Source organism: Caulobacter sp. BP25, from assembly GCF_002737755.1.
Lineage (GTDB): Bacteria > Pseudomonadota > Alphaproteobacteria > Caulobacterales > Caulobacteraceae > Caulobacter.
Map to the genome: position 1 here is coordinate 1 of NZ_PEGH01000013.1, position 25,772 is coordinate 25,772.

Annotated in this window: 24 protein-coding genes; 14 read left to right on the plus strand and 10 right to left on the minus strand. The window is 66.6% G+C overall.

Translation table 11 applies throughout. The annotated features are described in order from the left end of the window. Positions 1 to 1,135: alpha/beta fold hydrolase (locus tag CSW59_RS09320; RefSeq protein ID WP_099443790.1), on the minus strand; the 1,135-nt coding region annotated here is incomplete at its 3' end. Positions 1,136 to 1,269: 134 nt separating this feature from the next. Here CSW59_RS09320 and CSW59_RS09325 point away from each other — a divergent pair. The 3 genes from CSW59_RS09325 (at position 1,270) to CSW59_RS09335 (ending at position 3,837) form a co-directional block, all read left to right on the plus strand. Further along, positions 1,270 to 2,499, plus strand: coding sequence for a class I SAM-dependent methyltransferase (locus tag CSW59_RS09325; protein WP_099443791.1), 1,230 nt, complete (start codon positions 1,270 to 1,272; stop codon positions 2,497 to 2,499). Further along, the gene (locus CSW59_RS09330; RefSeq protein ID WP_099443792.1) at positions 2,496 to 2,852 is read left to right on the plus strand and encodes a hypothetical protein; all 357 of its coding nucleotides are present in this window, start codon (positions 2,496 to 2,498) and stop codon (positions 2,850 to 2,852) included. The genes CSW59_RS09325 and CSW59_RS09330 overlap by 4 nt, the downstream gene beginning before the upstream one ends. A gap of 103 nt (positions 2,853 to 2,955) precedes the next feature. Continuing rightward, entirely contained in the window at positions 2,956 to 3,837 is an 882-nt protein-coding gene (locus CSW59_RS09335) for a hypothetical protein (RefSeq protein WP_099443793.1), read from the plus strand. A 77-nt stretch (positions 3,838 to 3,914) separates the two neighbouring features. Here CSW59_RS09335 and CSW59_RS09340 read toward each other — a convergent pair whose 3' ends face one another. From CSW59_RS09340 to CSW59_RS09350, 3 genes are all read right to left on the minus strand, one after another. Next, on the minus strand, positions 3,915 to 6,188 hold the full coding sequence (locus tag CSW59_RS09340; protein WP_099443794.1) for a TonB-dependent receptor: 2,274 nt from the start codon (positions 6,186 to 6,188) through the stop codon (positions 3,915 to 3,917). A 237-nt stretch (positions 6,189 to 6,425) separates the two neighbouring features. Next, positions 6,426 to 7,424, minus strand: coding sequence for an NADP-dependent oxidoreductase (locus CSW59_RS09345; RefSeq protein ID WP_161495034.1), 999 nt, complete (start codon positions 7,422 to 7,424; stop codon positions 6,426 to 6,428). A 16-nt stretch (positions 7,425 to 7,440) separates the two neighbouring features. Next, the gene (locus tag CSW59_RS09350) at positions 7,441 to 9,075 is read right to left on the minus strand and encodes an alpha/beta hydrolase (protein ID WP_161495035.1); all 1,635 of its coding nucleotides are present in this window, start codon (positions 9,073 to 9,075) and stop codon (positions 7,441 to 7,443) included. Between the two features lie 132 nt (positions 9,076 to 9,207). On the opposite strand from CSW59_RS09350, the gene CSW59_RS09355 reads away from it, so the two are divergent. Both CSW59_RS09355 and CSW59_RS09360 read left to right on the plus strand, forming a co-directional pair. Then, positions 9,208 to 10,809, plus strand: coding sequence for an FAD-binding oxidoreductase (locus CSW59_RS09355; RefSeq protein WP_099443797.1), 1,602 nt, complete (start codon positions 9,208 to 9,210; stop codon positions 10,807 to 10,809). After that, a complete protein-coding gene (locus CSW59_RS09360) occupies positions 10,806 to 11,819 on the plus strand; it encodes a zinc-binding dehydrogenase (RefSeq protein ID WP_099443798.1) in 1,014 nt (337 codons plus the stop codon). The genes CSW59_RS09355 and CSW59_RS09360 overlap by 4 nt, the downstream gene beginning before the upstream one ends. Here the strand turns inward: CSW59_RS09360 and CSW59_RS09365 are convergent. From CSW59_RS09365 to CSW59_RS09375, 3 genes are read right to left on the minus strand one after another with little or no spacing between them, the layout of a single operon-like run. Next, positions 11,816 to 12,655: an alpha/beta fold hydrolase gene (locus tag CSW59_RS09365; RefSeq protein WP_099443799.1), complete on the minus strand. Its 840-nt coding sequence runs from the start codon at positions 12,653 to 12,655 to the stop codon at positions 11,816 to 11,818. The genes CSW59_RS09360 and CSW59_RS09365 overlap by 4 nt on opposite strands. A gap of 11 nt (positions 12,656 to 12,666) precedes the next feature. Beyond that, positions 12,667 to 13,392: an acyl-CoA thioesterase gene (locus CSW59_RS09370; RefSeq protein WP_099443800.1), complete on the minus strand. Its 726-nt coding sequence runs from the start codon at positions 13,390 to 13,392 to the stop codon at positions 12,667 to 12,669. After that, a complete protein-coding gene (locus CSW59_RS09375) occupies positions 13,389 to 14,330 on the minus strand; it encodes a hydroxymethylglutaryl-CoA lyase (RefSeq protein ID WP_099443801.1) in 942 nt (313 codons plus the stop codon). The genes CSW59_RS09370 and CSW59_RS09375 overlap by 4 nt, the downstream gene beginning before the upstream one ends. A 102-nt stretch (positions 14,331 to 14,432) precedes the next feature. On the opposite strand from CSW59_RS09375, the gene CSW59_RS09380 reads away from it, so the two are divergent. From CSW59_RS09380 to CSW59_RS09410, 7 genes are all read left to right on the plus strand, one after another. Continuing rightward, positions 14,433 to 15,548, plus strand: a complete 1,116-nt coding sequence (locus CSW59_RS09380) for a CaiB/BaiF CoA-transferase family protein (RefSeq protein ID WP_099443802.1) — start codon at positions 14,433 to 14,435, stop codon at positions 15,546 to 15,548. Next, complete coding sequence (locus CSW59_RS09385; RefSeq protein WP_099443803.1) at positions 15,545 to 16,954, plus strand: 3-isopropylmalate dehydratase large subunit; 1,410 nt, start codon at positions 15,545 to 15,547, stop codon at positions 16,952 to 16,954. Before CSW59_RS09380 ends, CSW59_RS09385 begins: the two co-directional genes overlap by 4 nt. Before the next feature lie 2 nt (positions 16,955 to 16,956). Beyond that, positions 16,957 to 17,577 carry a 3-isopropylmalate dehydratase small subunit gene (gene leuD / locus CSW59_RS09390; RefSeq protein WP_099443804.1) on the plus strand — a complete coding sequence of 207 codons (621 nt, stop codon included), beginning with the start codon at positions 16,957 to 16,959 and terminating at the stop codon, positions 17,575 to 17,577. Between the two features lie 22 nt (positions 17,578 to 17,599). After that, on the plus strand, positions 17,600 to 18,553 hold the full coding sequence (locus CSW59_RS09395; protein ID WP_099443805.1) for a polysaccharide deacetylase family protein: 954 nt from the start codon (positions 17,600 to 17,602) through the stop codon (positions 18,551 to 18,553). After that, the gene (locus tag CSW59_RS09400) at positions 18,550 to 19,473 is read left to right on the plus strand and encodes a polysaccharide deacetylase family protein (RefSeq protein WP_099443806.1); all 924 of its coding nucleotides are present in this window, start codon (positions 18,550 to 18,552) and stop codon (positions 19,471 to 19,473) included. Before CSW59_RS09395 ends, CSW59_RS09400 begins: the two co-directional genes overlap by 4 nt. A 27-nt stretch (positions 19,474 to 19,500) precedes the next feature. After that, a complete protein-coding gene (locus CSW59_RS09405; RefSeq protein WP_201722762.1) occupies positions 19,501 to 20,208 on the plus strand; it encodes an isochorismatase family protein in 708 nt (235 codons plus the stop codon). 114 nt (positions 20,209 to 20,322) lie between these two features. Further along, entirely contained in the window at positions 20,323 to 21,600 is a 1,278-nt protein-coding gene (locus CSW59_RS09410; protein WP_099443807.1) for an MFS transporter, read from the plus strand. A 62-nt stretch (positions 21,601 to 21,662) separates the two neighbouring features. Here the strand turns inward: CSW59_RS09410 and CSW59_RS09415 are convergent, their stop codons facing one another. Next, on the minus strand, positions 21,663 to 21,986 hold the full coding sequence (locus CSW59_RS09415; protein WP_201722763.1) for a cytochrome c family protein: 324 nt from the start codon (positions 21,984 to 21,986) through the stop codon (positions 21,663 to 21,665). 395 nt (positions 21,987 to 22,381) lie between these two features. Between CSW59_RS09415 and CSW59_RS09425 the strand changes: the two genes are divergently transcribed. Continuing rightward, the gene (locus CSW59_RS09425) at positions 22,382 to 23,173 is read left to right on the plus strand and encodes an enoyl-CoA hydratase-related protein (protein ID WP_099443810.1); all 792 of its coding nucleotides are present in this window, start codon (positions 22,382 to 22,384) and stop codon (positions 23,171 to 23,173) included. 27 nt (positions 23,174 to 23,200) lie between these two features. Then, positions 23,201 to 24,061 carry a polysaccharide deacetylase family protein gene (locus CSW59_RS09430; RefSeq protein ID WP_099443811.1) on the plus strand — a complete coding sequence of 287 codons (861 nt, stop codon included), beginning with the start codon at positions 23,201 to 23,203 and terminating at the stop codon, positions 24,059 to 24,061. A 75-nt stretch (positions 24,062 to 24,136) separates the two neighbouring features. On the opposite strand, the gene CSW59_RS09435 is transcribed toward CSW59_RS09430, so the two are convergent. Next, positions 24,137 to 24,817, minus strand: coding sequence for a hypothetical protein (locus CSW59_RS09435; RefSeq protein WP_099443812.1), 681 nt, complete (start codon positions 24,815 to 24,817; stop codon positions 24,137 to 24,139). A gap of 93 nt (positions 24,818 to 24,910) precedes the next feature. Next, complete coding sequence (locus CSW59_RS09440) at positions 24,911 to 25,765, minus strand: alpha/beta fold hydrolase (RefSeq protein ID WP_099443813.1); 855 nt, start codon at positions 25,763 to 25,765, stop codon at positions 24,911 to 24,913. Positions 25,766 to 25,772: the final 7 nt, after the last annotated feature.

Here is a 25,772-nt window from a genome sequence, read left to right on the forward strand (position 1 = left end):
TGGCGAGAAGACCGCCCGTCGCCTCGCCGACGATCGCCGGCTCCTGCAGGCCCATCGCCTCGATCGCCCGGGACAGCACCTCGACGGGATCGCCCGCCAGCGGGGCGGAAGCGCCATGACCGGGAAGGTCGAAGACGACCACCGGCCGTCGGTCCGCCAGTCGCGGCAGGATCGCATCGAAACGCGCGTGATCGTCGCCCCAGCCATGGAGCAGTACGAGCGGTCTGCCCGCTCCGCCTTGCTCGCCGCGCCAAGCCAGTCCGCTGGAGAAGCCACGGTCGCTCGCGTCTCGCGGGCGCGCGCCAAGAACATCCCCCGGTCGCCGCTTAAGATAGTCCGCAGCGGCTTCGTGAAGATCGGTGGTCGCGTCGAGGACGAGGACGTCGTCGCGTCCGGCCGGCAGACGCTCCAGGTGCGCGGCGAGCACATCGTCGCGTGTCGCCATCAGCAGGCGCGGGGCGGCTGGCGCAGACAGCCAGTCGTCGGCCCGAAAAGTGAAGGCGGCGCGATAGACGTCACGATAGCGGTCGCCGGACTCGAGCAGGTCCATGGCGTTGGCGTGCAGCCGGTCGAGCGGAGACAGATCATAGGCCAGGCGAGCGCGCGGCGTTGGATCGCTCCAGGGGAAGAACAGCACCTGCTCCTCCATCCGCGCCCAGATCCAGGCCATGTGCGCGCCGTCCCAGCTGGGCGCGAACGGCGGCAGGTAGTTGGCCAGGAAATCGGCGCGCTCCTGCTCGGTCCAGGCCGGCAACCCTTCCAAGGCGGCGGCGGCGACCCGATCCGGCGCGATCGTGGCGAGAGCGCAAGCGGTGCAGGCGCCGGTGTGGAACCCGTAGAGTCCAAACCGTCCCAGGCCGAGCGCGTCGGCGAAGGCTAGCAAGGCGCGGGCGAAATCTCCGGAGTCGGGCTGGGCTTGGAATAGTGGAGTCGACAGGCCCGCGCCGGGGGTGTCAGGCGCGATCACACACAAGCCGCGCCGGGCCATCGTCTCGGCGACGCCGGCGACCGCCCGCGAGGACTGGGGCGATCCGTGCACCGCCAGCACGACGGGCCCCTCGCCCCAGCGCCTGTAGTGGACGACGCGATCGCCCACGTTCAAGAAATGGCGGCTGCTGGTCAGCGACTGTTTCATTGGCGCCCACTGGACTCCCGGGCGTCCCTTAAGGACGCTAGCGGCTTGTCGAGCCGAAGCTAACATGGATAAATGATATACATATAGACCATATTCGACGAGACGAACCGTCGGGCTTCTAGCGGGAGAGCGAAATGGACGGATCTGGCGAGGCGCGGAACGCCGGCCCTGCGCAGGACTACGAGGGACCGCCGGACTATCGCGTGGTTGGGCGACATTCGCTGCTGCCCGACATGACGCACGACGAGATCGAGCGTCTGAACTATCTGGCTCAAATGAACCGCCACCTGTCGACGCGCGTGATGCCGTTCGTGAAGGTGGCCTACGACGCCCGCGTCGAACCTCAGCTAAAGGCCCAGGGCGGCCCCAAGACCCGCCATGATGTCCGCAAGGCCCTGCTGAAGGATCCCGCTTTCCAGACATGGTCCAGCCTGCGCCGCGCCACCATGGAGCAACGGCAGCAGGCGGGCCGCTGGACGGCGCTGCGCCAGGCCGAAGCGCTGGCCGCGAAGGCGGAAGGAATCCTGACCAACTCGAACACGCTGGAGCTTGACCCGAGCATCAAGCAGCCCCGCTATGTCTCGGCCATCGACCACCATTGCATGCCCGGCTCGTACCACACCGAGCGCTTCCCCGGCGATGTGTCCGGCGCGGCCAACTACGACGCGGGCCTGTTCGCCACAACCGGCGGCATGTTGGGCCGCTTCAATGACGGCGGCGGCGTCGCCGTGGCGCGCTGGGTCAAGAAGAACCTCCCCGACTTCAAGCCCAAGCGCATTCTCGATATCGGCGCGACGCTCGGCCACAACACCGTGCCGCTGGCCCTGGCCTTCCCCGACGCCGAGATCGTGGCGGTGGACCTGGGCGCGCCGATGCTGCGCTACGGCGCGGCGCGGGCCAAGGCTCTGGGCGCCCACAACATCACGTTCGTGCAGGCCGACGGCTCGGACCTGTCGCGCTTCGCCGACGGAAGCTTCGACTGGGTGCAGACGACGATGTTCCTGCACGAGCTGTCGTTCGGCTCGATGCGCGCCATCCTCGCCGAGACGCACAGGCTGCTGGCCCCCGGCGGGATCGTCCTGCACGTGGAGCAACCCCAGTACGACAAGGCCATGCCGCTGTTCGAACAGGCCATGCGCGACTGGGACGCTTTCTACAACAACGAGCCGTTCTGGAGCGCCCTGCACGAGATCGACCTGGACGCCTACATGGTCGCCGCCGGTTTCAAGACGGAAGAACTGATCCACGGCGCGGTGACCGCCGTCGTCGACAAGGACGTCTTCCCCGACGCGGCCGATGATGACTCGGAAGACTATGGCCGCAAGGCCGCCTGGCATGTGATCGGAGCGCGGAAACCCCAATGAGCATCAACGACGCCCTCCTCGCCTCTGCCGCCAAGCCGGCCGGCAAGCGCCCCTACTTCCTGAACCCCGAGGTCGAGCGGGTCATGGCGATCACCCTCGCCGTCGCCCAGGAACTCGCGGTCGCCCGGCAGCGGATCGACACGCTCGAACGCCTCCTCGACGCCAAGGGCGTCCTGGACCGCGAGGCGATCGAGACCTTCCGCCCGGACGCGGACGCCGCCGCCGAGCGGGGCCTGTGGACCCAGGAATACCTGACCCGCGTGCTGCGCATCGTGCAGCAGGAGGGCGAGGCGGCCGCCGCCAAGGGCGACATCACGTCCGAAGCCGTGGCCGAGGAACTGAACCTGGAATAGCCGGCCTCTTTGGTCCGTATCACAGAGGGCAAGCGTCTACGGCGCTTGCCTTCGACGCGTCTGGCGCACGCCCAGGCCTTCTCCTCGAACGCTCCGGATTCCGATGAACCTGCTCCGCGCCGCCACCCTGACCACCGCCGATCTGGACGCAACGGTTGATCGCTACGCCAGATGGCTGGACTACGCGCTGGTCGAGCAAGGCGACATCCCGGCTGACATCGCCGTCAGCTGGGGCGCGCCTACCTCCGCGGGCAAGCGCTTCGCGGTCATGCGTCCAGCCTCCGGCGTCGACGCCTACCTCCGCTTCATCGAGGATACGCCGGTCGCCGGCTACGCGCCGCTGCGCACGTTCGGCTGGGCCGCCGTCGAGATCTGCAACCAGGACGTCCTGGCCGTGAACGAACGGATGCTGCGCTCGCCGTTCGAGATCATCGGACCGCCCAAGACGATCGACGGCATCCCAACAATCCACCCGATGCAGGTCAAGGGCCCTGACCAGGAGATCGTCTACCTCACCGAGATCAAGCCGGAAGCCCAGGGCATGGGCTTGCCTCGCCCCCAAAGCTTCATCGACCGCCTGTTCATCCTGGTGATGGCCTGCTCGGATATGGACGCTTCGGCCGAGTGGTTCGCGAGCAAGCTAAAGCTGACGCTCAGCCCCTCGACCTCGATCATCTACACGATGATCAACGGCGCCTTTGGCCTGCCTGCCGACACCAAGCACGCTTTCCGCATGGGCGGCCATGACGGCGACGTCTTCATCGAGTTCGATCAGTACCCTGAGCAGACGGTCGCGCGCCCTCGCCATGATGGGGCCTTGCCCCCAGGAGTCTCGCTCTGCACGCTGAAGCATCCTGACTTCGACACCATCGACGCGCCCTGGATCGTTCCCCCGACCCGCCGTGAAGGGGCCCTCTACGGCGGCGGCCGTGTCGGAACGGTGACGGGGCCCGATGGAACCTTGATCGAGGTCGTGGAAGTCTAGCCTGCGCATCTTGCGCCAAAGTAAAAAAGCCCGGCGAGCGATCGCCGGGCTTTTCCGTTTCGAGACCCGCTCGCGGATCAGAAGTGACGCGTCACCGAGAAGGTCACGCGGCGCGGATCGCCATAGTAGTAGCCGTTGAAGACGGAGTGAATATAGACCTTGTCCGTGCAGTTCTTGCAGGCCAGGGCGGCCGACCAGTCGCCATTGTCGCTGTTGTAGGCCAGCGACATGTTCAACAGGGTGTAGGCGTCCGACTGCGAGTTCAGCGCCGTCGGGGTCCTGGTCGAAGGGGCGGAGTTGGAAGCCGTCGTCCAGAACTTGCCGGTGTAATTGGCCTCGATGTTACCCGTGAACGAACCCGCCAGGGCCGCGACCGGCAGGGTGTAGGTGGCCCCCACCGCCACCGTCTGCTTGGGGAAGCGAGACAGTTCGTCGGACGGATCGATCGCGTTGACATAGACGCCCGTCACCGAATTGGTGAACGACTGCGCCCGGGGGTTCACATAGGTGTACTTGCCTTCCTGCAGACCAGCCGTGGCGTAAAGGTCCAGGCCGCGCACCGGGCGGGCGAACAGTTCCAGCTCAACACCCTTGACCTCGATATCGCCCGCATTGTCCTGGGTCGAAAGGGTCGTGCCAACGACAGACCCCGGCGTGGTGTAGGATAGCTGCAGGCCCTTGGTGGTGGCGTAGAACGCAGTCGCGTTGAAGCGCAGGCGGTTCTCAAGCCATTCGCTCTTCAGACCGCCCTCGTACGACCAAGTGTATTCCGGCTTGAAGTCCTGGAACGCCTGCGGGGTGTAGGCGGTGCGGGTGTTCCAGCCGCCGCTCTTGTAGCCGCGCGTGGCGCTGACATAGAGCATCTTGTCGTCGTCGATCTTGTAGTTCAGGCCAAACTTGGGCGTGACCACGTTGGCTTTCAGCTTCGTGTCGACGCCGGCCGCGACCAGGTCGGCCGTGGTCATGCCGCCGTACGGCGTGGCGCGCAGCTCAACCTTCTTGGTCTCGTTGGTGAAGCGCGCGCCGACGATACCGGTCAGCTTGTCGGTGAACTGATACTCGCCTTGGGCGTAGGCGGCGTAGCTGGTCGTCGTATTGACGATATCCCGAACGCTGGAGAAGCCCCTGGCGGTTCCGCAGGTCATGTTGCCCGCGCCATTCAGCCCAGCGCTGCAAGAGACGCTGGCGCCAAGCACCTGGCCGGCCAGCGTGTCGTTGTCTTCCGTGAATAGATAGACGCCGGTGACGTACTTGGCCTTGTCGCCAATCGTGCCGTTGATCTTAAATTCCTGACTGAAGGACTTATAGGTCCCGTCATTGGTCAGATAGAACGGCGTGGGCGTCGTGGTTGAGCCCTTCACCGGCAGGGAGAAGTCGACGACGAAGGTCTGGGTTGACCAGCGATAACCCGTCAGCGAGGTGAAGGTGATATTGTCGCCGCGCCATTCGACATTGGCGACCGCCGCGTTCGATTCCGCCTTGGTGTGCAGGCCGCGATTGGCCAGAGCGTCGGAAATCAGGTCGCCCGTGCCGCCGTAGGTGACGCCGCGCATCGTGGTGTGATCGCGATCGCCGGCATAGGCGCGCAGGGCGCCGCCCTTGCCCATCATGTGCTCGAGCGACAGGTCAATGGTCATGTCGTCGCTGGGCAGAAGCCGCACCGCGCCGCGAACGCCAGCGTTCTTGCTGCCGTTCAGGGTCTGGCCGGTGGCGTCGTTGTGAAGATAGCCCTCGTCCTTGACGTAGTAGCCGTTCAGGCGCGTCTGGATCTTGTCATTCACAGGCAGGTTGATCGCACCGCGGAACTGCGCGCCGTCAAAAGAGCTGACGCCGCCCTGGACAAAGCCGCCGAAATCAGGACCCGGCTTCTTGGTGACGATGCTGATCGCGCCGCCGGTCGAATTGCGGCCAAACGTCGTGCCTTGCGGACCGCGCAGGACTTCGATCCGCTCGATGTCAAAGAAGCCGTAGTTGTTGACGTTCTGGCGCGGCACGATGATGTCGTCGACATAGGTCTGCACGGGTGGGTCGATCGTCGCGATCTGTTCGGTCGAGCCGAGACCGCGGAGGTAGTAGGTATTGGCCGAGCCGAAGCCCGTGTTGTTGCTGCCGAAGAGGTTGGGCACCATCCGGACCAGATCAAGCGCCTGGCTCACCTGCCGCGCCTCGAGTTGCTTGGCGCTGAAGGCCGAGACCGACACAGGCACGTCCTGCAGGTTTTGCTCGCGCCGCTGCGCGGTGACCACGATCTGGTCGAGTTGGGTTTCGCCCGCGTTTTGGGCGTGAGCGAGGCCGGGCCCCAACAACGCCGCGGCGGCGGACGCGCCGATCAGAACCTGCTTCCGAACCATGACCTTTTCTCCTCCTCATATCCGTGAGCCGGATAATTGATATATTTTTATGTCATTAAATGTCCGGACAACTATATCCCGTCAAGCGCGTTCAATTGCGCCTGGCCGCCTGCGCTTTAGGCGCGTCTGGGGTTCAAACGCTGCCTGGTTGGTCAGCTACCAGACCCAGCGGCTGCAAAGAAAACGGCGCTCGCCTAAAGGACGAGCACCGCTCTGGTTCTGCAGCTCTTCCAGGTCTCAGGCGCGCGCGGCGATCTTCACCAACGCCTTGCCCTGGTTCTGGCCGCGCATCAGCCGCTCGAAGTGCGCCGCCGCCTTGTCCAGACCTTGAACGGCGTCCTCGACCACCTTGAGCTGACCGCTGAGCACCCAGGGCGTCGCCAGCTCGATCCACTCGGCCCAGCGCGGATAGAAGTCGTAGACAACCAGGCCATGGACGTGGGCCCGCTTGCCGATCACCGTCCCGACGGGAAGGGTCGCCGGCGTGCTGTTCTGATAATGCTCAGCCAGACCGCACAGCACGATGCGCCCGCCGACCCGCAGGCGCTGCAGCATCGGCGTCAGCACCGAGGCCCCAACGTTCTCGAAGTGGACGGTCTGCCCCTCGGGCAGCGCCTCGGCCACGCGATCGGTCCAGCCCTCGACGCGGTAGTCAAAGCAATCGTCGAAGCCATACACATCCCGCACCAGGGCGCACTTCTCGGCGCCGCCCGCGATGCCGTAGGCCTTCGCCCCCAGTAGCCGCGCCAGCTGGCCCGCGACGCCGCCGACAGGGCCGGCCGCAGCGTCGACCGTGAAGATATCTCCCGAGCCGACCTTGGCCAGCTGAGTGACGCCCGCCCAAGCCGTGAGGCCCGGCATGCCCAGAACGCTGAGGTGCGCCGAGGGCTCGGCGCGCGGATCGAGCTTGCGCGCCTTGCCGGCGTCGAGAACGCCGTATTCGCTCCAGCCCACCTCGCCGGCCACGATGTCGCCGGGGGCGAAACCCTCGGCCTTGGACTCCAGCACCTGGGCGACGCACTCGCCCGGCAGCCGCCCACCGACCGTCGGCGCGGCTCCACCCAGGTGCCGTCCCCGCAGGCGGGATCCGATATAGGGGTCAAGGGACAGGTCGAGGACGCGAACCAGCAGCTGGCCCTGCGCCACGGCGTCCGTCTCGCGCTCGACGACGTGAAAATCGGCGGCGACAGGCATGTCGGCGACGGGCCGCGCCAGGACCACTTCGAGGCTTTTCATCAGAGCGGCATCCTTCCTAAAGGTCCTCTGCAGCGAGGAAATCAGAGTACTGAGCCGCGCGCGCCTCGGTCGAGGCGGCGCGGGGCGCGAGTGTTCCGCGCGGCGTCCGCGAAGCCAGGATCTCGCCGCCGGCCTGGCGCGGGTCGCCGGGGTCGGAGGGGAACAGCACCCGCGAGCCGACCTTCGGCGCGATATCGTTGAGGTCGACGTCCAACGCCGCGCGCAGGGCCGTCGACCATGTTCCGGGCTGCCTGAGCATGTCCAGGGTCGATTGGCGAAGCCTTTCCGGGCGGATATCCGGCTCGCGGTGACGGATGGCTGCGGCCGAGCCATCCCACCACGGATATTGCGCCTCCCGGTCCCGCAGCAGATGCCAGGCCCGAAGCCAGTGGGCGCCCGACCGTTCTGGCTCCAAGGCGGCGTCGGTCTCCACTAACCAGCGTGCGCGAAGATCGGGAGAGACCAGAGGGGCGCCGTCCGCCACGAGCGCGGCGACGAGGTCCGGCCGTTGCGCCGCGAGCCCCAGCGCAAAGGCGCAGGAGGCGCCGTCCGCGACGATGTCGGCCGGCGCCAGCTGAAGGGCGCCCAGCACGTCCTCCAGCCAGGCGACATGCCCCTCGAAGGCGGCGTGTTCGACGGGATCGCTGCAGCCGCAGCCCGGAAGGTCGATCGCCAGGACCGGCCTCCGCGCGGCGAGGTCCTCCAGCCAGCGCCCCTCCCCGCCCGCGCCGCCGGGGAGGTCATGGAGGTAAAGGATCGGTCGTCCAGCGTCGGCGCCAAAGCTTCGCACGTGAACCTGTCCCGCCGGCGTGTCGACGTAAAAGCGACCGCCCCTCGCAGGCGGCCCCTCCGATCTGGCTTCGCCGGTCGGCTGGGCGAACAGCGTCTTCAGGATCTCGAGCCAGCGGCGCGTATCGGCGGGCGCAGAGCGCGCCACGATGCTGGTCGACCGGTCCGCCGGGATGCGCGCCAGATGGGCGTGCAGCACATCGTCCTCGCGCGCCATCACAACGATCGGCGCCTTCACGCGGCGCAGATTACGGCTGGGATCATGTCGCATCGCCGCCTCGTAGGCCGAGACATAGGTCGGCCCCGCCAGAAAGTAGTCGAGCGCATAGGCGTGCATCTGGGCGATCGAAGGCTGGTCGATCGGCATCCGCGCCGACTGCGCCTGATGAAACCAGGGGAACCAGCGCCAGGTGTCCAGCACCCGCGTCCACTCCCGCGCAAGCCATGCGCCTTCGCCATCCAGCGTGAACGGTCGCATGTAGGACGCGATGAACGCCTCGTCGGGCGCTCTGACAGGAATGGACAGACCATCTAGCACCGCCAGAGCGACCCGATCGGGCGCGCTCACGGCGAGTTCCAGCAGGATCTTCGAGCTGGTGTGAAAGCCGTAGAAGATCGCTCGACCAACGCCCAACGCCTCAAGCGCGTCACCCAGCGCCTCCGCGAAATCCGCTATAGAGGGCTTTCCTGGCAAGGGATCGGACTCGCCGTAGCCGGGCGTATCCAGCGCGATCACCTCGTAGCGATCGCTGAAGGCCTCCAGCAGCGGCGCATGCAGACTCGATGAACGAGGCGAGTCATGCAGCAGAACCAAAACCGGTCCGGCGCCCGCGGTGCGGTAGTGGACGTTTCTGTCCCCCACGCGAACGAACCCCCGCCTTATGGTCACTCAGACGACTCCGTCGGATTCCAGCGCGACACCGCTTGCGCTCGCTTCGATGACAGATGTTATATGGTTATATCATTAGCGCAATCGCTCGGTCGGAGAGATCCCATGGACGCAGCCCTTCCTGAAGGCGACACCCAAAGCCAGGTCCTCGCCGAGCTGAAGCAGATCGTGGGCGTCGACCGGGTCGCCAGCGACGAGGCGCGCCGCAAGCTCTTCAGCCAGGACATCTACAAGGTGTCGGATGACGTGGTGGTCGCTGTGGTCTCGCCCGAAGACACCGACCAACTCGCGCGAGTCGTCAGCGTCGCCGCGCGCCATGATCTGCACATCGCGCCGCGCGGCGCGGGCATGAGCTACACGGCCGGCTACGTGCCGACCTCGCCGCAGACGCTGTCGATCGACACCACCCGCATGAACAAGGTGCTGAACGTCAACGCCGAGGACATGACGGTGAACGTCCAGGCCGGCTGCACCTGGAAGACGCTGCACGACACCCTGACCCCGATGGGTCTGCGCACGCCGTTCTGGGGCCCGCTGTCGGGCCTGACCTCGACGGTCGGAGGCGGCCTGTCGCAACTGAACGCCTTTTTCGGCGCGAGCCTCTACGGCACGACCAGCGAAAGCGTCGTGTCGGTGACGGTCGTGACCGGAACCGGCGAGGTCCTGCGGACGGGCCTGCAGCGGCCGGACGGCGCGCCCGCTCACTGGCGCCACTACGGGCCCGACCTCACCGGCCTGTTCGCTGGCGACTGCGGAGCGCTGGGGGTCAAGGCGGAGATCACCCTGCGTCTGATGCAGGCGCCGGCCCACGAATCCTACGCCTCGTTCGCCTTCGAGACCGGCGCCCAGATGCTGGACGCCATGAACACCATCACCCGCGCGGGCCTCGCCTCGGAGCTCTGCGGGTTCGACCCTGGCCTGACCCGCGTGCGGATGAAGCGCGCTTCCCTCGCCGCCGACGTCTCGGCGCTGAAGAACGTGGTCTCCAAGCAGAAGTCGCTGTTCGCCGGCGTCAAGGAAGCCGCCAAGATCGCCCTGGCCGGCCGCTCGTTCATCGAGGAAGACACCTATCCCCTGCACGTGATCTGCGAGGGCCGTTCGAAGGCCGCCGTCGACGCCGACATGGCCGAGGTGCGCGCGATCATCGCCCGGTTCTCCGGTAGCGAGATCGAGAACACCATCCCCAAAGTCATCCGCGCCATGCCGTTCACGCCGCTGAACAGCATCCTGGGCCCCGAGGGCGAACGCTGGGTGCCGATCCACGGCGTCCTGCCCCTGTCGCGCGCCAAGGACGCCTTCGCCGCCCTGAACCAAGTCTTCGCCGACATGGCGCCGCAGTTCGAGAAGCATGGCGTCTACAACGGCTTCCTGTTCTGCACGCTGTCGACAAACGCCTGCATCATCGAGCCGACCTTCTATTGGCCCGACGCCCGCCAGGCGATCCACGAGGCCACGATCGAGGCCCCGCACCTGGCCAAGCTGCCCACCCTCCCCGCCGACGCCGAGGCGGCCGCGGTCGTGGTCGAGGCGCGCAAGCGGGTGATCGCGGTGTTCCAGGCGCACGGCGCCGGCCACTTCCAGATCGGCCGCACCTATCCCTACAAGGACAGTCGCGATCCGGCCGCCTGGCGTCTTCTGCAGACGATCAAGACCGAGGTCGATCCCGACGGTCGCCTGAACCCCGGCGTGTTGGGCTTGGGCGCATGAGCGAGACCTATCGGGCGCTCCGCCTCGAACGCTTCGCCAAGACCCTGCGTGAGGCCGCCGACATCGTCGAGCTGCCCGTCGTCGCCCCGGGGCCGGGCGAAGTGCTCGTCACCAATCACTGGTGCGGCGTGAACGGCCTGTTCGACGTCCAGATCGCCCGCGATGCGGTGTCCTACGTCAAGTTAAAGCCGCCGATCGTGATGGGCGTCGAAGCCGCCGGGATCGTCGAAGCCATCGGTCCCGGCGTCGAGAGCCTGAAGGTCGGCGACGCCGTGGCCAGCAACCGCTTCGGGGGCGGCTATCGCGAGCGCAACATCGGCCCGGCCGAGTCCTTTGTCCGCCTGCCGGCCTGCACGGCCGAGATGCTGACCTTGGCCTCCACCGGCGTCTCCGCCCATGTCGCCATGCACGTCATCGGCCAGATCCAGCCCGGCGAGACCGTCGCCATCTCGGCCGCCGCCGGCGGCTTGGGCCACATCCTGGTGCAGTTGGCCAAGCTGCGTGGCTGCAAGGTGATCGCCATCTGCGGCGGCGCGCGCAAGGTCGAGTTCGTCAAATCGCTGGGCGCGGACGTGGTCATCGACTACCGCGCCGAGTCGATCGCCGAGGTCCTGAACCGCGACTTCCGCGACGCCTTGAACCTGGCGATCGACACCGTGGGCGGCGAGGTGTTCGACGCCTTCCTCGACAATCTGGCGCCACATGGCCGCCTGGTCGTCGCTGGCGTGGCCCAAGACATGGACGCGGGTCCCGAAATGGTCACGGCCCCGCGCGTGGCCCACAAGCTCTACTACAAGGCCGCCTCGATCCGCGGCTTCATGAACGGCCTGCTGACCGCGCACTGGCCCGCCGCGCGTGAAGAGCTGCTGGAGCTCTACGCCCAGGGCAAGATCATCGTGCGCTTGGACGACAGGACCTTTGACGGCGTCGAAAGCCTCTATGACGCCGTCGACTGGCTGACCTCGGGCCGCTCGATGGGCAAGGTCGTCGCGCGCCTGAAGCCCGCCTAGTCCGCCGATAGGAAGGCTTCGATCACGGTGGCGGGATCGGCTCCCCAGGGGTCCCCGCCGTCGCTGGCCAGCGCCGCATAGGTCACGTTGGGCAGCAGTTCGGCGGCGGCGCGAGTATGCGGCAGCAGAGGATCGTTGGGACGCGCCAGGGCCAGAACGGGGTGGCTAATCTTTGGAAGCCGCTCTGCGCCCGGGTATCGAAACGCCGCGCCATAGGCCAGGTGATAGGTCTCGGCCGCCTTCAACACCTCGACCAGCCAGCTGTGCAGGACGGCCGGCGGCGGCAAGGTCCCGCCATGCAGATGGGCGGCGCTGCGGCCGTACCAGGGCCAATAGACCAGTTGGTCTCGCAGGAACATGAAGGCCGTCTGCAGGTAGGCGCCGCTCAGATCAGGTTTGAGGCTGGGCGTGTAGTTGGCCAAATATTCGTCCCGCTCCTGCGGCGAGAACAGGCCAAAGCCGTCCAGCACGACCTTGCGCACACGCTCGGGCGCCAGCAGCGCCGTTTCAGCCGCGATCGCCGCGCCCGTGTGCGAGCCGTAGAGATCGACCTTGTCCAGGCCCATCGCGTCTAGAAGCTCGATCAGGCCACGGGCGTAGTCGGCGATCTCTGGCTGGGCCACGGACAGAGCCGGACTGTCGCCGTGGCCCGGCGTATCCGGTGCGATCACCCGCCGGCCCTTCGCCAACTGCCGCGCCAGGGGCGCCAGCTGCGCGGAGGCGCCGGGCGAAGCGTGCAGCATCACCAGGGGAGCCCCCTCCCCGCCCTGGCGAAGATGGACCTGCCGGTCCGGCAGATCCACGAAAGCGCGCTTCAGGACATCGGCTTGGCTCATGGCTTGCTCCGCTAAAGCACTCGCATTCGAAACTCGCCGTCCGCCGACCTGCGACGAAGACCGCTGATCGCATTCTCGGCCCAAAGCTCGACGCTGACCGTCGCGCCGACGCCGGGCTCGATATCGAACGCCCTGGCCGTCAGCTCGACAATGTCGCCGCCGTCGATCGGCGCCTGGAAGTTGACCGCCTGGGACGCGGCCATCATGACCGGTGCGCGCAGGGCTCGGGTCGAGGCGACGAACGCCGCCTTGCCCATCATCGCCAGAGCCTCTCCGCCGAACAGCGTGCCGTAGTGATTGGTGCGATCGGGGAAGACCATCTCGATCATCCGCAGCGCGCCGTCTTCCGGCTCGAATGGAGACTCCAGAGGCGGCATTTCACGCAGAGGCGCATCATTGGCCGGCACGGCGACCATGTTGAAGACGCCGCGCGTGCACTCGCGCCGCTCGCCGGTCAGCAGGTTCTCGGCGCTGAGCACCGCCTCGACGCCGATCGAACGTCGGCCAACGCGGACAACGCGGCCCTCGGCCTCGACGATCTCGCCCAGCTTGGCCGGCGCGCCAAAGTCGATCCGCTCGCACGAGGCGGTGACGAAGGCCATGCGGGCGTGGCGCGTCGCGGCCACGAACGCGACCTTGTCCAGGTGCGACAGCCCCGTTCCGCCGAACAGGGTGCCGTGGTGATTGGTGTCGGTCGGAAAGACGATGTCGACCAGACGGCTGGCGGCTCCGCTCATGCGGCGGCTTGGGTCGCGGGCTGGAAACCGAGCGGCAAGCCGGCGTCGGGCGTGAAGCCGTACAGCGGCTCGCCTGGCAAGGCAGCTTGCAGGATCTCACGCACCTTCAACAGGGCCGGCAAGTCGATCCCCGTCGACAGACCCATCGCCTCCAGCATGAACACCAGGTCCTCGGTGACGATGTTGCCGCTGGCGCCGGGCGCGAACGGACAACCGCCCAGCCCGCCGAGCGAGGCGTCCAGGGTCGTCAGCCCGCAGTCCAGGGCCGCCAGGGCGTTGGCGAGGCCAAGCCCGCGGGTGTTGTGCAGGTGGATTCCGGTCAGGACCTCTTCGCCGAATGCGCCATGCACCAGACGAATCAGACGGCGAACCTCGGCGGGGTTGGCGTAGCCGGTGGTGTCGGAGAGACCGACTTCGTGGCAGCCGGCCTTCAGCAGCCCCTCGGCCAGGCGCAGGATCTGGGCGTCGGGGATGACGCCCTCCAGAGTGCAGCCGAACACCGTCGACAGACTGCCCTCGAACTTCGGGCGCGCCCCTTCCGGCTGGTCGGCGATCAGCTCGGCGATGGCCTTGGCCTCTTCCAGGACCTGATCGTGGGTGCGCTTGATGTTGCGCAGGCTGTGGGTCTCGCTGACCGACAGCGGCAAAGTCATCTTGTGCGCGCCGGCCTCGATCGCCGCCTGGGCGCCGCGCAGATTCGGCACCAGCACCGCCACAACGAGTCCCGGCAGGCTGCGCGCGAAGGCGACGACCTCGGCGGTGTCGGCCAGTTGAGGCAGCACCTTGGCCGGGACGAAGGAGCCGACCTCGATCTCGCGGACACCGGCCCGATACTCGGCCTCGATCCAGGCCTTCTTGGCCTCCAGCGGCATGATGGCGCTGATGCTCTGCAGCCCGTCGCGCGGACCGACCTCACTGACCAGAATGGCGGGTTCCAACGGCTTCCCCTGAAAACGCGAAAACGACAATTGATATATTTATAGATCATATTGTAGGTTTCAGCCAACGCCCTCGCGAACAAGGGGCGACTGGAGTTGCGCATGTCGGCGAGCGGTCCCCTCTCGGGCCTGAAAGTGGTCGAATTCACCCACATGGTGATGGGGCCGACCATGGGCCTGATCCTGGCGGATCTCGGCGCGGACGTAACCCGCGTGGAGCCCATCGGCGGCGACCCGACCCGGAGACTCGTCGGCTCGGGATCGGGCTACTTCCCGATGTACAATCGCAACAAGAAAGCGGTATTCCTGAACCTGAAGGCGCCCGAGGACCTGGCCAAGGCCCACGCGATGGCGCTCGACGCCGATATCGTCCTGGAGAACTTCCGTCCGGGCGCGCTGGAGCGTCTTGGGCTCTCCTATGAGGCCCTGTCGAAGGAAAATCCGCGTCTGATCTACTGCTCGGCCAAGGGCTTCCTGGCCGGCCCTTACGAGAACCGCACCGCCCTGGACGAGGTGGCCCAGATGATGGGCGGCCTGGCCTATATGACCGGCCCGCCCGGCCGCCCGCTGCGGGCCGGCGCATCGGTGATCGACGTCACCGGCGGCATGTTCGGCGTGATCGGCGTCCTGGCGGCGCTGGCCGAGCGCGAGAAAACCGGCCGCGGCCAGGCGGTGAAGTGCTCGCTGTTCGAGACCACCGCCTTCCTCGTCGGCCAGCACATGGCCCAGAAGGCCGTGACCGGCAAGGCGGCCAACCCGATGCCGGCCCGCATCTCGGCCTGGGCCATCTACGACGTGTTCGAGACCGGCGACGACCAGCAAATCTTCGTCGGCGTGGTCAGCGACAGCCAATGGAAGACCTTCCGCGAGGCCTTCGACCTCGGCGAGATCGGAGCGGACGAAACCCTGGCCGCCAACAACGCCCGCGTGGCGGCGCGCGATCGGATCCTCCCCGTGGTCCGCGCGACCTTCAAGCAGTTCACTCTGGCCGAGCTGGCGGCGAAGCTAGAGGTGATCGGCCTGCCGTTCGCCCCGATCACCCGGCCCGAGGACCTGTTCGACGACCCTCACCTGCTGGCCGGAGGAGGCCTGGTCGAGGTTGGGCTGCCGAACGGCGATCGCACCCTGCTGCCCGCCCTACCGCTCGAGATGAATGGCCAGCGCATGGGCGTCTATCTGGACCCGGCCAAGGTCGAGCCCGAGGACGTCGCCGGATGACCGGCAAAAGCCTGTTCGACAAGATCTGGGACGCCCACGCCGTCCAGACCCTGCCGGGCGACGCGGCGCTGATCCTGATCGACCGCGTCTTGCTGCACGAACGCACCGGCGGCGTCGCTCTGAAGAGCCTGAAGTCCAGCGGCCGAGCCATCGCCGCGCCGCGCCAGGCCTTCGTGACGATGGACCACGTGGTCGACACCCTGCCCGGCCGCACCGACAAGACCCTGATGCCCACCGGCACGGCGTTCATCGTCGAGACGCGCAACGCCGCGCGCGAGGCAGGGCTGACTCTGTTCGACATCGGCGACGAACGGCAAGGCATCGTCCATGTGATCTCGCCCGAGCAGGGTCTGGTCCTGCCCGGCGCCACCCTGGTCTGCCCCGACAGCCACACCTGTACGCAAGGCGCCATGGGGGCCCTGGCCTGGGGCATCGGCTCGACCGAGGCTGAGCACGCCCTGGCGACCCAGACCCTGCGGATCAAAAAGCCGCGTACGATGCGGATCACGATCGACGGCGCGCTTGCCCCGGGCGTCACCGCCAAGGACCTGGCCCTGCATGTGGTCGCCGAGCTGTCGTCCTCGGGCGCCAAGGGCTGTATCGTCGAATACGCCGGGTCTGCGGTCGAGGCGCTGTCGCTGGAAGAGCGCCTGACCCTTTGCAACATGGCCACAGAACTGGCGGCGTTCAGCGCGATCATCGCGCCCGACGACAAGGTTTTCGACTACCTCGCCGGCCGCCCCTACGCGCCGAAGGGCGAGCAGTGGACGCGGGCTCTGGAGAGCTGGCGCGATCTGCGCAGCGATCCGGATGCCGTCTTCGATGTCGAGGCCCATATCGACGCGAACGAGGTGGCGCTGATGGTCACCTGGGGCTCCAGCCCGCAACAGGGCGCGCCGCTCGACGGCGAGGTTCCAAGCTACGAGACCGTGGCCGGCCGCGACAGCCGCGAGGCCTATGACCGCGCGCTGGACTATATGGACCTGAAGCCTGGCCAACCTTTGTTGGGCCTGCCGATCCAAGGCGCCTTCATCGGCTCCTGCACCAACAGCCGCATCTCCGACCTGCGCCGCGCGGCGGCCGTGCTGAAGGGCCGAAAGGTCGCCGACGGCGTGCGGGCCATCTGTGTGCCGGGATCGAGCCAGGTGAAGAAGCAAGCCGAGATCGAGGGCCTGGACCGCATCTTCCTCGACGCCGGCTTCGAGTGGCGCGATTCCGGGTGCTCCATGTGCTTCTTCGCCGGCGGCGAGAGCTTCGGCGAACGCGAGCGCGTGGTCACCTCGACCAACCGCAACTTCGAGAGCCGCCAGGGTCCGGGTACACGATCGCACCTGGCCTCGCCCGAGACCGTCGCGGCCTCGGCCATCGCCGGCGCGATCGCCGATCCTCGCCCGTTGAGCCGCTGACCATGGAACCGCTGACCAAGCTGACCGGCGTCGCCGCCCCGCTGATCCGGGCCAATATCGACACCGACGCGATCATCCCTTCGCGGGAGATGAAGGGCGTCTCCAAGACCGGACTGGCGGACGGCCTGTTCGCCGGCTGGCGCTACGCCAGCGTCGGCGGCCGCGAGCCCAATCCGGACTTCGTGCTGAACGATCCGGCCTATGCGGGCGTCCGCTTCCTGCTCGGCGGCGAGAACTTCGGCTGCGGCTCCAGTCGCGAGCACGCGGCCTGGGCGCTGGCGGAATATGGCTTCCGCGGCGTGCTGGCCCCCTCGTTCAACCCGATCTTCTTCAACAACTGCATCCGCAACGGGATCGCCCCGGTCACGGTCTCGGCCGCGACCATCGCCGCGCTGGCCGCCGAGGTCTCGGCTGACCCGCAGGGACGCCCCCTCACCCTCGACATGGACGCGCTGACGATCACCGCGCCCTCGGGCCTTACGGCGCCCTTTCCTTTGGCGCCGGAAGCCCAGGAGATGCTCCGACAAGGGCTCGACGAGATCGACCTGACCCTAACCGCTCGCGAGGCGATCAACGCCTTCCGCGAAGCAGACAAGACACGACGTCCCTGGATCTATGCGTAACTCTCGATAAGCGGCGCGGCCCATGCACTCGACCCCGAACCTCTACGACTACTGGCCCTACAGGGACCGCCCCAAGATCGTATGGCCGGAGGGCAAGAAGCTGGCCTTCTGGATCGCGCCGAACATCGAGTTCTACGAGTTCGACCCGCCCAAGAACCCCTCGCGCGGCGGCTGGCCCAAGCCGGCGCCCGACGTCGTCGGCTACTCCCAGCGCGACTGGGGCAACCGCGTCGGCCACTGGCGGCTGATGGAGATGATGGACCGCTACGGCATGCGCGGTTCGATCTCGCTGTCGACGGCTCTGATCGACCACCATCCCGAGATCATCGAGGCCTGCGTCGCGCGGAACTGGGAGTTCTTCTCGCACGGCATCTATAACACCCGCTATTCGTACGGCATGACCGAGGCGCAGGAACGCGCGGTGATCGAGGACTCGATCCGCTCGATCCAGGCCGCGACCGGACAGCGAATCCGGGGCTACCTCGCGCCGGCCCTCACCCACACCGAGCGGACCTTCGAGCTCCTGGGCGAGTACGACTTCTGGTACACTTGCGACCTCTTCCAGGACGACCAGCCCCAGCCGATCAAGACCCGCCAGGGTCAGGTGATCTCGATGCCCTACTCGCTCGAGGTCAATGACGTGATCACCTACGGCCAACAGGGCATGGACCCGTGGCGCTATGCCGACGTGCTCAAGCGTCACTTCGACCAGCTGCTGGCCGAGGGCGAGGAGAGCGGCACGGTGATGTGCATTCCGCTGCACGCCTATCTGGTCAGCCAGCCCCATCGCATGGGCCCGTTCGAAGAGGCGTTGAAACACATCGCCACTCACGCCGACGACGTGTGGATCACCACGGCGGCCGAAATCGCCGGCTACTATCGCCAGACCTATTGGGACCAGACACTGGCCGACATCCAAGGCCGCGGCCTCGCCACGGGCGGCTTCGGCTTCGCGCCCCAGGAGGACAAGGCATGAGCCTCCCCGACGACTATCTTGTCTATCCCAAGCGCCAGTACGGCATGGACCAGGCTCTCTACGCCTGGCGTCCTTCGGACAAGCGCGCGCCCGTCGCCTGGCCCGAAGGCAAGGCCGTGGCCGCCATGATCGTCGTGCCGATCGAGCATCATATGCTCAACCCGACCGGCAAGCCGTTCAAGCATCCGGGCGCGATGGTCACGCCCTATCCGGACCTGCGTCACTTCACGACGCGCGACTACGGCAATCGCGTCGGCGTCTTCCGGATTCTCAAGGCGCTGAAAGCCGCCGGCGCCAGGGCGACCTTCCCGATCAATGCGGTGCTGCTGGACAAGGTCCGACCGCTGGTCGACGCCATTCTGGAGGACGGTCACGAGATCGCCGCCTATGGCGTGGACACCGACCACATCCACTGGGGCGGCCTGGACCGTGAGACCGAGACGGCCTGGATCGACGAGACCAAGGGCCTGTTCGCCAAGGCGGGTCTGTCGCCCCGCGTGTGGCTAAGCCCCGCGCGCCAGCAGTCGTTCTCGACGCTGGAGCTGCTGGCCCAGGCCGGCTTCGAGACCTGCCTGGATTGGGAGCAGGACTCCGTTCCGGTCCGCATGGCCACGCCCGGCGGCGACATCATCGGCGCGCCCCTGTCCAACGAGTTGGATGACCGACTTCTGCTGGCCGACCGCAAGCAGGACGAGGCGGTCTGGAGTCGTCAGATCCTGGAAGCGGTCGCCTGGAGCAAAGCCGAAGCGCCGCGCTTTGGCGGCCAGGTCGTAGGCTTCACCCTGACGCCCTATGTCACGGGCCAGCCCTTCCGCTCGGCCGCCGTGGCGGACTTGCTGAAAGCGCTCACCGCCGACGGCGGCGTCTGGACCGCAACGGCGTCCCAGATCGTCGACGCCTGGGCCGCCGCCCAGCCCTAACCTCAAGTACGCGCTCCGGAGGTCGTCATGACCAAAGACCTGAAGTTCGAACCGACCATGGTTCGCGAGAACAAGACCGCCCGCGAGCTCTATGAGGCGGTGAAGGCCAATCCGGCGCGGGCGCGCTTCGGGTTCGGCGAGAAGCTGGCGATCGTCAACATCGACTTCCAGCAGGCCTACACGCGGCCCGACCTGTTCCCGAAGTCGGCCTATGTGACCCATCCGGATCAGATCGCCTTCACCAACCAGATCTCGCGTCTGGCGCGCGGCGCCGGCATGCCGGTGGTCTGGACCCGGGTGGCCTACAAGGAAGACGGCGGCGACGCCGGCGTCTGGGGCACGCGCACCGACACGCCCGACAGCCTGCAGAACATCAAGTACGACAGCCCGCGCCACCAGTTCGACCCACGCGTCGAGATCGACGAGCACGTGGACCTGGTCTTCACCAAGCGCATGCCCAGCGCCTTCTTCGAGAGCCAGCTGCAGAGCTATCTGGTCTGGCACAAGGTCGACACGGTGGTGATCACCGGCGGCTCGACCTCGGGCTGCGTACGGGCCACTGGCGTGGAGTCACTGTCGCGCGGTTATCGCACGATCGTCCCTGAAGAATGCGTGGCCGACAAGCACGAGAGCTACCACTACGCCAACCTGACCGACCTGCAGCTCAAGTACGCCGACGTGGTTGAGGTGGCCGAGGTCATCGCCTGGCTGGAGGCGCGTCAGTTAGGCGCCTGAAGCCTGAATAACGGGCGTCTTGGCTAAGCGGAGCTTCAGGCTTGCGTCCGCACGTGAGACCTCGCAAAAATGATATAAAATTATGTCTTTTGGACAAGGGAGGGTCGAAGCGTCATGACCCGTCAGGACAACGAATTCGCCAAGGGCTGGCCCTACGTGCTCTGCGCTCTGCTTGGCGTCGGCATAGGCCTTGGTCCGGTGCCCTTCTACACCATCGGGATGGTGGCGCCGCATCTGGCCAAGACGTTCGGCTGGTCGTTCTCGGAGATCATGCTGGGCCTGCCCGTCATGACCTTCGCGGCTCTGCTGGCCGGGCCCGTGATTGGCATTCTGGCGGACAAGTTCGGCGTGCGTCGCGTCGCCCTGATCTCGGTCGTGATCTTCAGCCTCTCGTACATGGCGTTCGGCCTGTCCAATGGCTCTCTCCCCCTCTATCTGCTCACCTGGACGGTGATGGCCATTGGCGGCGCGGGCACCCTGCCCATGACCTGGACGCGGCCAATCAGCGCCCACTTCCGTCGCCAGCGCGGTCTGGCCCTAGGTTTCGCCCTGATGGGCACCGGCCTCTTCGGCTTCCTGATCAAGCCATTCGCCGCCTGGCTGATCGCCGAGCACGGTTGGCGCTCGACCTATTTCGTGATCGGCGCCCTACCCCTGCTGATCACGCTTCCGGTCGCTCTGAAGTTCTTCCACGACATCAAGCCCGATGCGACAAGCCAGCCCGAGGCCAGTAAGGCCGCCGCCGACGGCTTGACGCTGAAGGAGGCCCTCAAGACCTGGCGCTTCTGGGCCATCTGGCTGGCCTTCGTGCCGATCGCCTTCGCCACGTCCGGCCCGATTCCGAATATGGAGAACCTGCTGAAGGCCCAAGGCTTTGACTTGGCGCAGATCGTCAGCCTGGCCCCGCTGATCGGGCTCTCGGTGATCGTCGGCCGCCTGCTGGGCGGCTGGCTGATCGACCACTTCTGGGCGCCGGGCGTGGCCATGGCGCTACTCAGCGTCTCGGCCCTTGGCTGTGTCGCCCTGGCCCAACCGGGCGCTGGCTATGGCCATGCCTTCTTCGCGATCTGCATGATCGGCTTCGCGGCCGGTATGGAATATGACCTACTAGCGTATCTGACGGCCCGTTACTTCGGCCTGCGCGGCTACGCTTCGATCTACGGCGCGCTCTATGGCGCTTACGCCCTAGGCGCCGGTGTGGCGCCGGTCGCCTATGGCGCGGTGTTCGACAAGACCGGCGGCTATGGCGCCGCGCTCTGGCTATCGGCCGTGCTTCTGGTGCTGGGCGCTCTCGTCCTGCTGACTCTGGGCCGCTATCGGCGCGAGGCAGAGCCTGAGACCTCCGTCACCGAGGACGTCGCCCGGAGCGCCAACCATGCGCCAGCGTCGTGAGCACAAAGAAGAAGGGCGGCGTCTCAGGACGCCGCCCTTTCCATTTTCCGCTCCGAAGACCGCTACTTCAGGGTCTTCAAATAGGCGATGACATCGGCGCGGCGCTTCGGATCGGGAACACCCGCGAAAGCCATGGAGGTCCCCGTGGCGAACTTGGTCGGACGGGTCAGCCACAGATCCAGCTTGGCGTCGTCCCACTTGCCCTGCGTACCGCTCAAGGCCTTCGAATAATGCGAATAGCCCGGACGGCTGGCGATCTTGGCCCCGTAGATCCCATGCAGGCTTGGCCCCATGCGAGACGGCCCCTTGGCGTCGACCGAGTGACAGGCTTGGCACTGAATGAAGGCCTTCTTGCCGGCCTGGGCGTCGCCGACCACCTGGGCCATGGCGGAAACGGGAAGAGAAACAGCGCCGCATGCGGCGAGGACTATCAAGACCGATTTCATCGAATTCGCACTCGTTACGGTGACGCCGCCTTAGAGGGGCTCGTGGCTTTTTTCATCATGAGGCGTCGCGACGAGACCGCACACAGCGACGGTCGCGAAGCCGAGGATCAGGAACTCCAAGAACGACTTCAACACAATGAGCCTCATCAACTGGAGCCTATGCTTGCCAAGTATGACCACACAGCGACTCTGCACCATGCTCGGGCGCGTGAAAGTCGCCAGGTGGATAGAGCCGCTCACCACGGACTGGGAAGCTTGTTCGATGGACGCCGCTCGCTCCGCGGCAGTGTAAAAAAGCGTCAGTTTCGCCCCATGAAACCACCGAGTTCAGGACAATGATCGAGACCTTCGCGGACGGCGCACTGACGCTAGAGATCTTTCAGCAACACGCCGTCCTGACCCTGGATCAGCCCGCGCGCAAGAACGCGATGAGCCAGGCGATGTGGCGCGCCCTCCCAGAGGCGCTCGCGACCGTCGACCGCTCGTCGGCCAAGGTTCTGGTCTTGACCGGCGCCGGCGGTGTGTTTTCGGCGGGCGCGGACATCAGTGAATTCGAGCGCGTTTGGGCCAATGCCGAGAGCGCCCAGGCCTATGCCGAGCTGATCACCCAGGCCGTCAACGCCCTTTCCGACTTCTCCAAGCCGACCTTGGCGGCGGTACGCGGCCCTTGCGTGGGCGGCGGCATGGCCCTGGCCCTGGCTTGCGATCTTCGCGTCGCCGATAGCTCCGCCCGCTTCGGCATCACGCCGGCCAAGCTGGGCCTCGTCTATTCGCTCGAGGACACCAAGCGGCTGGTCGACGCGGTAGGCCCCGCCAACGCCAAGGACATCCTGTTCACGGGCCGTATTCTCGACGCCGAGGAAGCCCGAGCCATCGGCCTGCTCAACCTCGTCGTTCCGCCGGAGAGCTTCGACGCGGCGCTTCAGACGAAGGTCGACCAGATCGCCGCCGCCTCGCAATGGAGCACGCGCGGGATAAAGGCGATCATCGGTCTGATCCTGGCAGGACAGAGCCGCGACGACGACCGCACCCGCGCCGCCTTCCTGGAAGCCACGCAAGCCGCCGATTTCCAGGAGGGCCGCGCGGCCTTTCTCGAGAAGCGTAAGCCCAACTTCCCCTTCCGCTAGCCGACACCGACGTTTCCGGAGTTTCCCATGTCCACCGCCCGCAGATGGCCCGAGGGCCAACGCCTCGCCCTATCCATCGTCGTCAATGTCGAGGAAGGGTCCGAACGCTCGATCGCCCGCGGCGACAAGGGCATGGAGGCGGTCGACGAACTGGGCATGTTCGTCAAGGATCCGATCCGCAACTATCCCAACGAGAGCAACTACCAGTTCGGCCTGAAGGTCGGCGCGCGGCGCGTTCTCGATATCCTGGCCAAGCACGGGGCCAAATCCACCTGGACCATCTGCGCTCAGTCTCTGGAGGGCGAACCCGATCTAGCCAAGGCCATCGTCGCCGCGGGCCACGAGCCCTGCAGCCACGGTTATCGCTGGCAGTTCCAGTACAAGATGGACGAGACGGCCGAGCGGGCCTTCATCCGCAAGGCAGCGGACTCGATCGAGGCCACGACGGGCCAGCGCCCGGTCGGCTGGCTGAGCCGCTATCTGACGACCGACAACACCCGCCGGCTGCTGGCCGAGGAGGGCTTCCTCTACAGCATGGACGACTTCTCGGATGAGTATCCGTTCTGGGATGCGCCCGACGGCAAGCCGATCGTGGTGATCCCCTACCAGATCGACACCAACGACATGAAGATGTGGAGCGATCCGGCCTATACGGCGCGAGACTGGCTGGACTACGCCATCGACAGCTTCGACACCCTCTACGCCGAGGGCGGCGAACATCCGGCCATACTGTCGATCGGCCTGCACCTGCGCATCATCGGCCGCCCCGGTCGCTCCTGGGCGCTGGATAAGCTGCTCCAGCACGCCAACGCCAAGCCCGGCGTCTGGATCGCGACCCGGCGTGAGATCGGTGAGCACTTCGCGAGAATGTCGCCCTATCCAGGCTGATCGCCGCGTCTTCCGCGCATAGAAAACGCCCGGTGGGACCTTCCGCCGGGCGTTTTGCCGTTCACGCCGGCGCTTCTAGAAGGGCTTGGTGGCGCCCAGGAAACAGACGCCCGCGATCGTGATCCAGTAGACATAGGCCATCAGGCGGGCCAGCACGATCTCGCGTTCCAGCGCGGCCTCTTCGGCGGGATTGGGACCTTCGGCCAGGCGACGGAAACGAACCGTCCAGGCGCGCATGACGAAGCGCAGGCCAAGGCCGATGATCAGGGTGAAGCCGTACAGCGTCAGCTTGGCCGGGTACCACAGGGTCCCGGGACCGGCCTCCAGCGGACCATGGCCCAGCATCGAAGAGACGCCCACGATGAAGATCAACGGGATCAGGACGTAGCGCAGGCCTTCGTCGATCTTGGTCAGACGGATGCCCAGGTCGGATTCGCGCGCCAGGAACGCGCTCCAGGTCAGACAAAGCCAGGCCGCGAAAGCGATCCACATGCCAACCAGGAAGCCGCCGCCATAGGGCTGAATCCCATAGATGTGGCCCATGTGCAGGCCCAGCGGCAGCAGCAAGATGATCCCCGTGCGCGCCAGGATGTCGATCCGATAGGCCGTCTCCAGGTGGCGACGTCGCTCCTCCAGCGAGAGCTTGCGGTTGACGATGTTGTACGACGTCTGGAAGACGCCCCACTCGCCGCCAAGCCAGTAGACCATCGCCAGGATGTGAACCCAGCGCAGCACATCCAGTTCGTTCAGGTTCATCGCCCCCTCCTGATATAATAATATATCATTATCACTCGAAGGAGGTGCAGCGCTCAAGCGAAAAGCCCCTACCTCTGGCAGGGAAATTCAACCTCACCGCAGAGTGAGTTCGCCGACGGCGTCCTTTCCGATCGCGGCGGTCAGCGCGGCGGCGGCCTTGCGATCCCCCGCGCCATAGGCGGCGAGGAACTGGGCGGAGATCTCCACGCCCCGTTTCAGGCCCTCGCTTTGGGCTGGAACGTCGCGTTCCGGGCGGCAGATCAGGTGACCGAAGTAGTGGTCCACCCCTTCAAGCACCAAGCCGTACTTGTCGCCCGGCGGGGCGTTCTCGAACGCGGCGAGATGGACCCGCCAGTCCGGCGCGCCCGGCGGCACGTCCAGGGTTCCCGTCTGGATCAGGGCGGGCCTGGCCAGGCTCTTGAACCCTTCGGCCGAGATCAGGCCCGGCGTCACGCCCGGCGGCGAGAAGGCCACCACCGCCTTGATCGTCGCATCCGACAGAGACCCTTCGAAGCCTGCCGGACGCTCGGCGGCGGCGCCGCCAAGCGTCAAGGCGACAAGGGCACCGTAGGAGTGACCCGCGGCGATGTAAGGCTTGCCGCCCGCGAAAGCCTTGGCCAAGGCGCGCATGTCCAGCAGCCGCGCCTTCCAGCTGTCGGCCATGCCATACTTGGCGCGATCGGGATGGTCGGTGGAGTCGACATGCAGGGGCGCGGCGATATCGAAACCAGCGGCGCGCCAGGGCTCCAGCAGATTCACGTACTTGCCGGGAGCCGACAGCGCACCATGCGAGAAAAGGATCAAGCCCTTCGGCTTGCCCGACGCCTTCCAGACGCTGACCTGGACCTGGCGACCGTCATCGGTGGTCAGGGTCCGCAGGGACGCAGCCATGGCCGGCGCGGCGGCCAGCGTGGCGACAGCCGCCAGAAGGGATCGACGATCGATCATCACGCCC

Bases quoted from the DNA above. Each gene is read 5' to 3' on its own strand.
- CSW59_RS09435 (WP_099443812.1), bottom strand. From the start codon at position 24,817: ATGAACCTGAACGAACTGGATGTGCTGCGCTGGGTTCACATCCTGGCG.
- CSW59_RS09325 (WP_099443791.1), top strand. From the start codon at position 1,270: ATGGACGGATCTGGCGAGGCGCGGAACGCCGGCCCTGCGCAGGACTAC.
- CSW59_RS09385 (WP_099443803.1), top strand. From the start codon at position 15,545: ATGACCGGCAAAAGCCTGTTCGACAAGATCTGGGACGCCCACGCCGTC.
- CSW59_RS09440 (WP_099443813.1), bottom strand. From the start codon at position 25,765: ATGATCGATCGTCGATCCCTTCTGGCGGCTGTCGCCACGCTGGCCGCC.
- CSW59_RS09365 (WP_099443799.1), bottom strand. From the start codon at position 12,655: ATGAGCCAAGCCGATGTCCTGAAGCGCGCTTTCGTGGATCTGCCGGAC.
- CSW59_RS09400 (WP_099443806.1), top strand. From the start codon at position 18,550: ATGAGCCTCCCCGACGACTATCTTGTCTATCCCAAGCGCCAGTACGGC.
- CSW59_RS09425 (WP_099443810.1), top strand. From the start codon at position 22,382: ATGATCGAGACCTTCGCGGACGGCGCACTGACGCTAGAGATCTTTCAG.
- CSW59_RS09415 (WP_201722763.1), bottom strand. From the start codon at position 21,986: ATGGCCCAGGTGGTCGGCGACGCCCAGGCCGGCAAGAAGGCCTTCATT.
- CSW59_RS09345 (WP_161495034.1), bottom strand. From the start codon at position 7,424: ATGAAAAGCCTCGAAGTGGTCCTGGCGCGGCCCGTCGCCGACATGCCT.
- CSW59_RS09395 (WP_099443805.1), top strand. From the start codon at position 17,600: ATGCACTCGACCCCGAACCTCTACGACTACTGGCCCTACAGGGACCGC.
- CSW59_RS09410 (WP_099443807.1), top strand. From the start codon at position 20,323: ATGACCCGTCAGGACAACGAATTCGCCAAGGGCTGGCCCTACGTGCTC.
- CSW59_RS09380 (WP_099443802.1), top strand. From the start codon at position 14,433: ATGTCGGCGAGCGGTCCCCTCTCGGGCCTGAAAGTGGTCGAATTCACC.
- CSW59_RS09360 (WP_099443798.1), top strand. From the start codon at position 10,806: ATGAGCGAGACCTATCGGGCGCTCCGCCTCGAACGCTTCGCCAAGACC.
- CSW59_RS09370 (WP_099443800.1), bottom strand. From the start codon at position 13,392: ATGAGCGGAGCCGCCAGCCGTCTGGTCGACATCGTCTTTCCGACCGAC.
- CSW59_RS09330 (WP_099443792.1), top strand. From the start codon at position 2,496: ATGAGCATCAACGACGCCCTCCTCGCCTCTGCCGCCAAGCCGGCCGGC.
- CSW59_RS09340 (WP_099443794.1), bottom strand. From the start codon at position 6,188: ATGGTTCGGAAGCAGGTTCTGATCGGCGCGTCCGCCGCCGCGGCGTTG.
- CSW59_RS09335 (WP_099443793.1), top strand. From the start codon at position 2,956: ATGAACCTGCTCCGCGCCGCCACCCTGACCACCGCCGATCTGGACGCA.
- CSW59_RS09355 (WP_099443797.1), top strand. From the start codon at position 9,208: ATGGACGCAGCCCTTCCTGAAGGCGACACCCAAAGCCAGGTCCTCGCC.
- CSW59_RS09430 (WP_099443811.1), top strand. From the start codon at position 23,201: ATGTCCACCGCCCGCAGATGGCCCGAGGGCCAACGCCTCGCCCTATCC.
- leuD (WP_099443804.1), top strand. From the start codon at position 16,957: ATGGAACCGCTGACCAAGCTGACCGGCGTCGCCGCCCCGCTGATCCGG.
- CSW59_RS09405 (WP_201722762.1), top strand. From the start codon at position 19,501: ATGACCAAAGACCTGAAGTTCGAACCGACCATGGTTCGCGAGAACAAG.